The sequence below is a fragment of the Solidesulfovibrio aerotolerans genome, from assembly GCF_009856865.1.
Lineage (GTDB): Bacteria > Desulfobacterota > Desulfovibrionia > Desulfovibrionales > Desulfovibrionaceae > Solidesulfovibrio > Solidesulfovibrio aerotolerans.
Map to the genome: position 1 here is coordinate 16,430 of NZ_WVUD01000047.1, position 10,625 is coordinate 27,054.

9 protein-coding genes are annotated in these 10,625 nt (G+C 40.8%); 7 read left to right on the plus strand and 2 right to left on the minus strand.

Features of this window, described 5'->3' with window-relative positions; translation table 11 throughout:
• The first annotated feature begins 66 nt into the window (after window positions 1-66).
• The 4 genes from GTA51_RS17600 to GTA51_RS17615 all read left to right on the plus strand — a co-directional run bounded on the left by GTA51_RS17600 (window position 67) and on the right by GTA51_RS17615 (window position 6,489).
• Window positions 67-2,076, plus strand: coding sequence for a methyl-accepting chemotaxis protein (locus GTA51_RS17600; protein ID WP_160963428.1), 2,010 nt, complete (start codon window positions 67-69; stop codon window positions 2,074-2,076).
• 54 nt (window positions 2,077-2,130) lie between these two features.
• Window positions 2,131-2,478, plus strand: a complete 348-nt coding sequence (locus tag GTA51_RS17605) for a hypothetical protein (RefSeq protein WP_170300347.1) — start codon at window positions 2,131-2,133, stop codon at window positions 2,476-2,478.
• A 22-nt stretch (window positions 2,479-2,500) separates the two neighbouring features.
• Window positions 2,501-3,469, plus strand: a complete 969-nt coding sequence (locus GTA51_RS17610) for a chemotaxis protein (protein WP_160963430.1) — start codon at window positions 2,501-2,503, stop codon at window positions 3,467-3,469.
• A gap of 125 nt (window positions 3,470-3,594) precedes the next feature.
• On the plus strand, window positions 3,595-6,489 hold the full coding sequence (locus GTA51_RS17615) for an ATP-binding protein (protein WP_160963432.1): 2,895 nt from the start codon (window positions 3,595-3,597) through the stop codon (window positions 6,487-6,489).
• A gap of 84 nt (window positions 6,490-6,573) precedes the next feature.
• Here the strand turns inward: GTA51_RS17615 and GTA51_RS17620 are convergent, their stop codons facing one another.
• Window positions 6,574-6,894 (minus strand): ArsR family transcriptional regulator, encoded by a 321-nt coding sequence (locus GTA51_RS17620; RefSeq protein WP_160963434.1) that lies wholly within the window; start codon window positions 6,892-6,894, stop codon window positions 6,574-6,576.
• 701 nt (window positions 6,895-7,595) lie between these two features.
• On the opposite strand from GTA51_RS17620, the gene GTA51_RS17625 reads away from it, so the two are divergent.
• Together GTA51_RS17625 and GTA51_RS17630 are read left to right on the plus strand one after the other, a co-directional pair.
• The gene (locus GTA51_RS17625) at window positions 7,596-7,823 is read left to right on the plus strand and encodes a hypothetical protein (RefSeq protein WP_160963436.1); all 228 of its coding nucleotides are present in this window, start codon (window positions 7,596-7,598) and stop codon (window positions 7,821-7,823) included.
• Entirely contained in the window at window positions 7,810-8,199 is a 390-nt protein-coding gene (locus GTA51_RS17630; RefSeq protein ID WP_160963438.1) for a DUF6573 family protein, read from the plus strand. The genes GTA51_RS17625 and GTA51_RS17630 overlap by 14 nt, the downstream gene beginning before the upstream one ends.
• Window positions 8,200-8,681: 482 nt before the next feature.
• Here the strand turns inward: GTA51_RS17630 and GTA51_RS17635 are convergent, their stop codons facing one another.
• Window positions 8,682-9,563, minus strand: a complete 882-nt coding sequence (locus GTA51_RS17635; protein WP_160963440.1) for a hypothetical protein — start codon at window positions 9,561-9,563, stop codon at window positions 8,682-8,684.
• A 394-nt stretch (window positions 9,564-9,957) separates the two neighbouring features.
• Between GTA51_RS17635 and GTA51_RS17640 the strand changes: the two genes are divergently transcribed.
• Window positions 9,958-10,617: a hypothetical protein gene (locus tag GTA51_RS17640; protein ID WP_160963442.1), complete on the plus strand. Its 660-nt coding sequence runs from the start codon at window positions 9,958-9,960 to the stop codon at window positions 10,615-10,617.
• Window positions 10,618-10,625: the final 8 nt, after the last annotated feature.

A 10,625-nucleotide genomic window follows, 5' to 3' on the forward strand; every position in this document is an offset into this window, starting at 1 on the left:
CATTCTTTTCAAATGGACCGTCGCAACTTCATTTTGAACTGACCAAATACTAATCAGGAGGATAAGATGCGAAATCTTAAACTTGGAATGAAGATAGGCATTGGCTTTGGCATCCTCATTTTGATAGCATGCTCTCTTGGAGGAATGGCTGTGTTTAACATGACAAACGTTGAACACGATGCAAAAAAATTGTCAGAGGAATACGTACCAGAAGTAGCTATTGCCACCAACGTCGAACGCTCATCATTTTTAACAATGTATGCCTGGCGCGGATACAGTCTTTCAGAAGAAACCTCTTTTCTCGAAGAAGGTAAAAAGGAACTTAGCCAAGTTCAAAAGCATTTATCTGATGCCAAAACACATGCCGACAAGTACTCTGACTTGGTTAAGCTGCGGGAAAACGTTGCTCTGGCCCAAAGCAAAGTTAATGAATATTCAAAACTTGCCGATCAAACCGTAGCTCAAATCCAAGCACTAGATAAAGACCGAAAACTACTTGACACTGCAGCAACTAGCTACGCAAAAAACACAAGCGATTTCCTTAAAAGTCAAGAAGATGCTCTTGCCAAAGAAATCTCCAATGGAACATCTGGCGACAAGCTTAAAGAAAGGACCAGCAAAGTTTCAATGATTAACGATGTCATAGACATCGGAAATGAAACACGTATTTTGGTTTGGAAAGCACAAGCACTTCGTGAACCTAAAATTCTTGAAGGAGCGATGAGTAACTTTCCAAAGATTGAAGATTTGCTGGCAAAGATAAAAGGCATTACGTTTTCTGAAGCAAATATTAGGCAGTTAGCAACAACAAGTGAATCAGCACAAGCTTACAAAACTGCGATGACAGGTCTAGTTACAGATTGGAATGAATTACAAAAGATCAACGTCAAAAGGACAGAAATCGGCCAAGCAGTACTAAGCACTTCAGCACAGACTTCCATGGCCGGGATGGATCAAACAACTGAGATTTCGAAGGAAGCAGTCACCAGTCTTGGAACTGCCTCTACTACAATGGTTGTAGGACTTTCTATCGCCCTTCTCCTAGGCATTATGGTTTCAGTCGTTTTAACGAAGGCAATTACGGGCCCAGTTCAAAAGGGTGTTCAGTTTGCCGAAGCGATGTCTAACGGAGACTTCACCAAAACTCTTGAAATAGATCAAAAAGACGAAATCGGTATTTTGGCAGCATCACTTAACATTATGGTCGTAAAATTGCGTGAAGTTGTTGCAGAAATTCAATCTGCATCAGAAAATGTTGCTTCAGGCTCAGAAGAATTATCAGCTTCAGCTCAAAGCATGTCTCAAGGTGCAACAGAACAGGCAGCTAGTGTTGAAGAAATTTCTTCATCCATGGAGCAAATGTCCTCAAACATAAAACAAAATGCTGAGAATGCCCAGCAAACCCAGTCTATTGCAGTCAAAGCCGCACAAGACGCTCAAGAAGGTGGAAAAGCTGTCATTTCAGCTGTGACCGCCATGAAAAATATTGCTGAAAAGATTTCGATTATCGAAGAAATAGCACGTCAGACCAACCTGTTAGCCCTTAACGCAGCTATCGAAGCAGCTAGAGCAGGTGAACACGGTAAAGGGTTTGCGGTCGTAGCCGCAGAAGTCAGGAAACTGGCTGAACGGAGTGGCAGTGCTGCCTCGGAAATTTCTGATCTTTCGACCTCGAGTGTTCGAATTGCTGAGCAAGCTGGGCAAATGTTGACCAAGATGGTCCCAGACATCCAGCGGACGGCAGAACTCGTCCAGGAAATTGCTGCGTCCAGTATGGAACAAAACTCTGGAGCAGATCAGATAAATAAAGCCATTACTCAACTTGATCAGGTTGTCCAACAGAACGCATCTGCTTCCGAGGAAATGGCATCGACATCTGAAGAACTCTCGAGTCAAGCTGAACAACTTCAAAGCACAATTGAATTTTTCCAAGTTGGCACTACTGCTAATAGACGACGTGCAACACCAAAAGCATTGCCTACTGGCCGTGCACGGGTTGTTTCCACGTCCAGAAAGCAAACTTCTACCGCAAAAATTGATTTGGATATGGACGATCACGACTTCGAAAAATTTTAGCGGTTTACGCAAGGAGGTGGGGCCTTCCCCCACCTCCTTGCAATGAGCACACAGATGAATCTTTGCCAAGCCATAGATACGAATAAACAGCTTTCTGAAATGATTCAAATGGTTGGGAATAAACTTTTGGGAGAAACCAAAGACAGGACCCAGATCAACAAAAGTTTTTTAGCCATATATTTTATTAACTTAATAGTTCTTGAAGATAAAAGATTTCTCAAAGCATATAACAATGCGGGCAAAGAAAACATACTTATTTCCCTCTACAATTCGGAAATAATACTCGAAGAGGTAGAGCAAAATTTTCACGAAAACGATTTCTGTCAAATCGTACGTCTACTTTCAAATTTTCTTATAAATATGTCGGCCAACACCATGAACTCAAAAGCAAGTCCATCATAGCATACGCTAAAAGAGGAAACCCATGTCACAAGAAATACTACTCGAAACAGGCACTAACGAGTTTGAAATTTTAGAGTTTTTTATTACCTCACAAAAAGATGAGGACTCACCAATTGAAGTTAATTCGTTCGGAATTAACGTTGCCAAAGTCGTGGAAGTAATTGAAAATCCAGGGCTTGAACTTACCTACGACAATGTCAATCCCTGTTTCATGGGAGTTATTCCTCTACGGGGTGAAATCTTACCTGTACTCGACCTTTCTAAATGGCTTAAGCTACCCAAAAATAAATCTAGAAATGAAATAATAATTGTGACTGAATTCAGTAAGCAAATAGCCGGATTCTTAGTCTCAGGTGTCGTTGAAATTCATCGGCTTGATTGGACACAAGTCGAATCACCAGACAAACTTGTAGCGTCTCACAAAGAAAACTGCATAGTCGGGATAGTTCAAATCGAAGAAAAAATTATTCAACTTCTTGACTTAGAATACATGATTTCTGATTTGACAGGTGTCACGATGGAGGCTAAAAACGACCGTTTCATTTCAGAGAAAAAATACAGAGCTTTAATAGCTGACGATTCTAAACTGATACGCGAAATGCTAAGAGCTTCTTTGCAAGAATCAAATTTTGAAGTACTTGAGTTCACCAATGGGTTCGACTGTTGGAATTATTTAAACCAGCGTGCATCTGAAACTCCAGACGACTTACTTACTAAACAATTTGATTTTGACATTGTTATAACAGATATCGAAATGCCTCAAATGGATGGCTTCACTCTCACAAAGAAAATTAAACAAAATTCACTTTTAAAAAATCTGCCTGTTTTGCTTTATTCTTCAATCATCACTGAAGAACTATACCACAAGGGCCAATCGGTTGGAGCAGACGAGCAAATGTCAAAACCCGACCTACACAAGGTTCCGCAGGTTTCTGTAAAATTGATTGAAAAATACCAGTCAAAGCAACATATTGAAAATTTTCCGAGATAAGTTTTTTCTTTTCAGAAAAAACTCACTCTTTTTAAGATTTAAAACTAAACACTACGTTACACGAAGCCAAGACAACTGCAACTTTATGATGCAAGGTTAACACCTTTAAATACCCAAGGAACCCGATGTCACACCCTAAAGAATTTAATAGCCAAATATCCAAAGAGATGGAGGCTCTTAGCAAGACAGCTATGTACGACAAAGGATTGTTCAACACTGTCTTAAGTTGTCTTCCAATGCCTTATTTCCTTGTCGACACCTCAGAGCGTATTCTCCAAACGAATCTAGCATGTCTAGAAATGCTCAAAATTATTGGACCTATTGAAACCACTTACGGAAAAACTTTGGGTGAAGTTTTTTATAATGACCCAACACATATAACTTTTATGAGTCACACCCTTCGTCAGGGAACTGTTTATCGCGACCTTGAGGTTCCTACCAAGGATCATCTTGAAAATGACCTTCATATCATAGCAAATATTTTTCCCCTTTATGACACAAACAATACCTGTATAGGCGGAATGAGCATTTACGTCAACCATACAGAACGCAAAATGACACAAAAAGCTTTACAGGAAAGTGAAAAGAAAAATTATTACCTCATCCAAAATCTTCATGCAGGAGTCGTTGTCCACGCATCGGATTCTAGAATAATTGTCGCTAATGACCAAGCTTCTCAGCTACTTGGGCTTTCCATTTCCCAACTGAAAGGGAAAAATGCGATAGATCCTGAGTGGTTTTTTATTCATGAAAATGGAACGAAAATGTCCTTCGTAGAATACCCAGTATCTCAGGTGATCGCTACTCGTTCCCCAGTGAGGAATTTAATTTTAGGGATAAATCGTCCTTTGCACAACGACTTAGTTTGGGTTCTAGTTAATGCTTTTCCTGAGTTTGATCAACAAAATGAACTGCTCCAAGTTGTTGTAACCTTTGTCGACATAACTGATCGCAAAAAATCTGAAGAACAAATTCTTCGAAACGAAACGAGGTTACTTTCCCTTGTAAATATTCTCCAACATCCATTCACTTCTGCCCAGGAGTTTTTGGATTTTGCTCTCGATGAAGCTATAAAACTAACTGAGAGTAAAATTGGATATATTTATCACTACGACGAGGATAGACGTGTTTTTACTTTAAACACGTGGTCAAATGAAGTTATGCATGAATGTAGCATCACGTCTCCGCAAGCTCGTTATGAACTAGACAAAACTGGCATCTGGGGAGAAGCGGTCCGCCAACGCAAGCCGATAATTCTAAACAAATTTGAGGAGGAGCACGCATTAAAAAAGGGGTTTCCCACTGGACATGCTCTTTTGAAATCATTCATGACGATTCCAGTGTTCAAAGAAAACAAGATAATTTTAGTCGTTGGCATGGGGAACAAAGACACTGACTACTCTAGTAGTGACGTCTACCAGTTAACACTGTTAATGGACTCCGTTTCAAAAATACTTCACCAAAAAAAGGCTGAACGAGCACTCGTAAAAAGCGAAGAGACTCTCCGCTCAATAATTCATGAGACGCCCATCGGCATACATATCTATGAACTTGTCGAAAACGCACTCGTATTTAGCGGTGCGAACCCAGCAGCAGACTTAATACTAGGTATAAATCACTCTGATTTAATTGGAAAAAATATTGCCGACGCTTTCCCAATGCTTGCAGAAAACGATATATCTGCTCGCTATCTCGAGGTATTGCAAACGGGTAAAACATGGCACACTGAGCAACTAGGATATGAGGACGCCAATATATCCGGTATTTATGAAATTCTTTGCTTTCGAATTTTTCTTGACCAGATAGCAGTAATGTTTCTCGATGTCACGACACGCAAACAACAGGAACTTGAGCTTGAAAAAGCAAAAAAAATTGCTGAAGCAGCGAATAAAGCAAAATCTGAATTTTTAGCTAATATGAGTCATGAAATAAGAACGCCATTAAACGGCATCATGGGTATGCTTCAATTACTTGAATCTACAAACCCAGACCATGAGCAAAGTGAGTATATTGATATTGCCCTTAGTTCTGGCAGAAATTTAACTCGTTTAATCTCTGACATTTTAGACTTATCTCGAATAGAACAAGGCAGTGTCACGCTAGAAAATCATGGATTCAGTATCAACCACCTCATAGAAGACGTTGTCAACACTTTTATCACTGAGTTAACAACAAAACAAATTCAACTTTCTACGCGCATTGACAAATCTATTCCTGAAATTATTTACGGAGACTCAGGCAGACTCAGGCAAATTATATTTAATATCTTCGGAAATTCAATCAAGTTTACGCCATATGGGCGCGTATCTATCTCTATTAGTTCACTTATAGCAGGAAAAATAATATACATTTTCATAGAAATCTCTGATACCGGCATTGGAATCCCAGAAGATAAGCTCGATGAAATATTTGTCCCTTTCACACAAGTCGATGGTTCTTTGACCCGTAAATACGGAGGAGTAGGCCTTGGACTTTCAATTGTAAAAAAATTACTATTAATCATGGAAGGCAGTATTACTGTCGACAATAACGAGGGAGGGGGTACTATGACTTGTATTGCAATTCCTTTCAAAACTACTGAGCCTCCGATTTTAGAAAACACAAATCAAACTAATGACATCGCTTGCGAAAACATTTCGAGTCTAAAAATACTTATCGCTGAGGATGACAACGTCAACCAATTGACGATATCTAGCTTCGTCAAAAAAATCGGCCACATTCCATTGTGCGCAAAAGACGGAGCTGAAGCTTTAAAGTTGCTACAATCTGAAAATTACGATTTAATTCTGATGGATATCCAAATGCCCAACTTGGATGGTGTCGAAACCACTCTTGCGATAAGGAATTCAAACAAAAACTTCTCCAAAATACCAATTATAGCCTTAACCGCTCATGCTATGGCCGGAGACCGGGAAAGATTTTTGGCTCACGGCATGAATGGCTACTTATCCAAACCAATTATACTTGAAGACTTAAAGAACGCAATAGATCAAATACTCAGCCACAACATAAGCGTTTAAACTCTAGAAAACGTACAAGTGATAAAAGCCCACGCACCCAACTACCAGGAAACCGTGGGTTTTCACTTTCTTTACCGAAACAAGCTACTTCTGCTCAAGCACTATCTTCCTTTCTTCTAGGCTTGAGACTTTGAATTCGTCACCCAGGGTGAAACCGTAGTTGGACAGAAGTGACGGGGACAGGCGAAGACCATTCTTCGAGAACTTGGCATTTCCAGAAACCGCCCGAGTATTCATCCCTTCAATCTTGTAAAACTTTTCATCCATCTGCATCAACTTCAGGAGATGGTTTTTCAAAGTCACCTTATCAATCCCGAAAGCATCAAAGATTTGTTGAGCAGTCTTCTCTTCTGTGATCATGGTGCGAAGTTTCACCGCATCGAATTTCGATTCTTTTCCAGGCATGGGTACAACTCCTTAAAAAGCCAATTTGATTTCCAGAAAGTAGCTTAAAACGTAAAGATGTCAACTCTGTCAAGGATTAACGGCAAAAGGCGATTTACTTGCAAATTGTCAAATTTCGTCCAGTCAAAAACGTAAAAATTTTCGTATTTAGAAAAAGTGTGCTATTACTGATGGTTAACATCACAAAGTCGCCCTACCCTGCTCAAGGACAAGGAACAGTGCAGTTTCAAAGGTTTTGGTCGCTACCTGGGCCTGTAAATGGCAGGATTATGCCATATGAAACCAACTTTTTTGATTTGAAATGTCATCCACCGCCGTTATCGCCAATTCTGCTCGAAACGGACCGAGTCCCTGGCACATCTGCTGCAAATCGATAGATACAGCATAATTAATCACAGAAACAGCTTAAATACAAGTAGTTTTCCGAAGCAAACAGCTGAAGCCCCTCCCTTAGGGAAATCTGGGCTTGAGCTTTTCCCCGGGCACCCCTCCCCTGCTCTCTACCGGTCCGTTCCTTGGGTTTTTCCCGTGGCCGGGGCCTTGGGGTTCCCTCCGGGCCAACATCCCAGGAAATCCCAGTATACGCCCAACGTCCGATTTCCATAGGGCTTTGTCCAGTCCAATTCCCAACCTATCCCAAACTCCCGTGACCGCCCCACTGATCCAGGCTATCCTGCTGCTTAAAAAGCAAAGGAGGCCATATGAGTCAAAAAAATCATGATCTTCGTCAAACTAAGGACGAAATATTCAATGCTTTTCGTTCGATTGAACAGCTTTTCAAGATAATGGATACGAGTTCTGTTGAGATATACGGGGAACTAACGCGCTCATACGCCGATGTTGGAATTACACTGTGCCAAAGCTTTCGTCAAAAACTCGATGCTATTTTAAATGCCGAAACTGGAGACACCGAAAATGACCACCGATAAAGACTGGAACGTCATCTACAGCTACACCAGGGCACAGGCTATCGAAGATGGAGTCTTAATTGATATTACCGCTGATGCCCAAGCCCACGGGTTCAAAGTCCATACCGTCGTTACCGATAACCTCTACCACCAATATGTTGAAGTTCCTACCGGATTGGACGGGAGTTTCGGTCAATCCAGTGCTGGCCGGCTCCATGATGTCTTAGTTTTGGCCCTGTTCGCCGCCCGGTCCAGCAAAGGAACGGATCGGGTGTACTTCAAAGTGTCGTTCCTGATGGGGCCAGGACGATCTGAAACCGTTGATATCATCGCCCATATTGGCCCTGGTGATAACGCTGAGCCAGTGCTGACGCTTATGTTGCCCGAGGACGATTAGAAAAAAATTAAGAAACCAATATTATTTGTTTTATCACGCACGAATTCCATACGATTTCCAGATGAAATAGCTGCGTGACGTTTCAAGACAAAGTGGCGAAGAAATATTAAAATCGGGCTAAATATTGCTTGTCAGTGGTAAACTGAAAAGTCTCAACCGGCTTTTTGGAGCATCGGCTGGTCAAAATCTTAGTCTAAGTGGGAAATACTTCCAATCCTTCAAGATTCAATCTCTGCCCCGCCATGTAGTTCCATCAAAAACGAAAATTTTTTCGTATTTCAAAAAGTCGAAATCACTTTTTTTGACCCCATGTCCTTTTAAACAATGTTACAAGAATTCTTAAAAATTAGCATCGTCACGTTAAAAAATAAATACGCTGTCAAGTTAAAATGTCATTTTTTTCAAACCTGACAATAAACAGTCGCTAAAACACATTTAATCTCAATCACAATGACAAACTAAAAAACAATCAGAGTATCAATTTATTTGCTCGTTCTATGCTTTGCTCCAGGATCAAAATACATTTTAAATCTTTTTGCTACCTTTTTTATTGCTTCTTTAATGAGTTGAAGCGATAAATCACTCTTTCCCGCAATAATTTCTTCCTTTCTTTTAAGATATCTTTTTTTGCATTTATAATAACCAGATTTTTGTTCATAGCTTAGTTCTAGTTGTTCAAGCAATTTTTTTCGAAAAATTGTGTTGAGAAATGGACTTAATTCTGCAGCCATTTTATGATGCAATAATTTTGACCCTTTTCGCCATTTATAATAAGCTTCATTAGCAGCTTTATTAAGTACATTTTTTCTAATAGACTGGTAAGCAGAGGCAGTCGATTGACCAAGCTCTTTTGTAATACAGAGTTTATAGGCATCTGAATCACAAAACATGATTATATGTATAAAATCAAAACGAAACAAAGAAGAGACACATTTAATCACAGCTTGGATTCTATCACATTCCTTAGATTTTTTAAAATTATTAATCAATCGAATTTTAGACCTAAGTATAATATATTGGTTTAAATTTTCTCTAAATATGGAATTTAATTTTTTATTTTTTTCTATGAGGTCCAAATAAATATTTATTTCGTTGACAACCTCATTAATAATTCTTGCGGTATTTGAAAGATAATGATGGGATGTTTTGCCAAGATCGTCTGGAACATAATACGCAAACTTAATTCTAATCGGTACACCTCTCAATGACTTGCTTCTTTTATGTTTAGCTTTTAATTCTTCAAGCCCTAAGAATATAGATTTAAAGGGGTCACGTTCTAAGGCAAACATCAGTTCTCTAAGATACTTATCGAGCATATCTTTGAAAATGTCTAAAGACAACTCTCTTCCCTCAAAAAAAAGCATATCATTTCCGCAAATTGTTATAAATCGCAGAAACAAAAAATTGCTCGAATAAAACCCTCCAATTTTATGACATTGAATAGACTCATCCACCACACCACCCCCAAGCAACCGTATTAACACATTTAGAACAAAATACTCTATATTTATAAACGGAGCAACTGTGTATCTCCATTGAATTGAACAGCATAGGACTCTATCCCCCCTTGACGGCTAAGTATCAAGGCGGGACGGCATTCCCCTGCGGATACTGCTCGGTATTTCATCACTGGGTAAAATTTCCAAAAATATTTTAGCCCGGATACCCCAATTAGGTCCCAATTAGACCCTAATCGCCAACTTTTCAAACTTCCCTCATGTGGTATTCGGCCCACTATCTCATATCTCGGAGGTCACCATGAAGCGTGACAACCCGTCGTCTAAGGCAGCGGATACACCCAAGGTCCGCATTATCAAAACAGCACCACCTAAAGCTCAACAGATTCCTACTTGGCCAAAGGCTGAAACCGATCCCCAGTTCGATCCCGGGACTTCCCGCCCGGTCGAAACGTCGGAGAAGGCCAACGACAATTACAACCCCACCAATGGCATGACCGAAAAAGCGGGGGCAACCCCGGCAGCGGACCTTGGCACCACCCCGGTAATTGACGCCACCGTGTCCGAGGATTCGGCTCCACTGCCCACACTCGATCCAGGTGTGAAGCAGGAAGAACCCCAGGTGGACGCACCGCCAGCCCAGGGTGATGAATGGGAAATCATTACCACGGCCAAACAATCGGTTGCAACCCCAGAAGTTGACGCCGCCATCGAGACGGAGAATTCGGTTCCACTGCCCACATTCGATGCTGAAATCCACCAGGAAGAACCCCAGGATGGCGTGCCGGGCACCCAGAATGATGACCGGAAGATCACCCACACAGAACCGGCCATGATTAACGATGTCAAACAGCACCGAAAAGTGACCCCCAATCAGCGTCCAAAATTGACCCCCTCGATGTTGATGTCCGCCCTCCATCTAATCGGGGGGGGGGGGCGCCTCATTGGCTTCTGTGCTTGAGCCTCCAG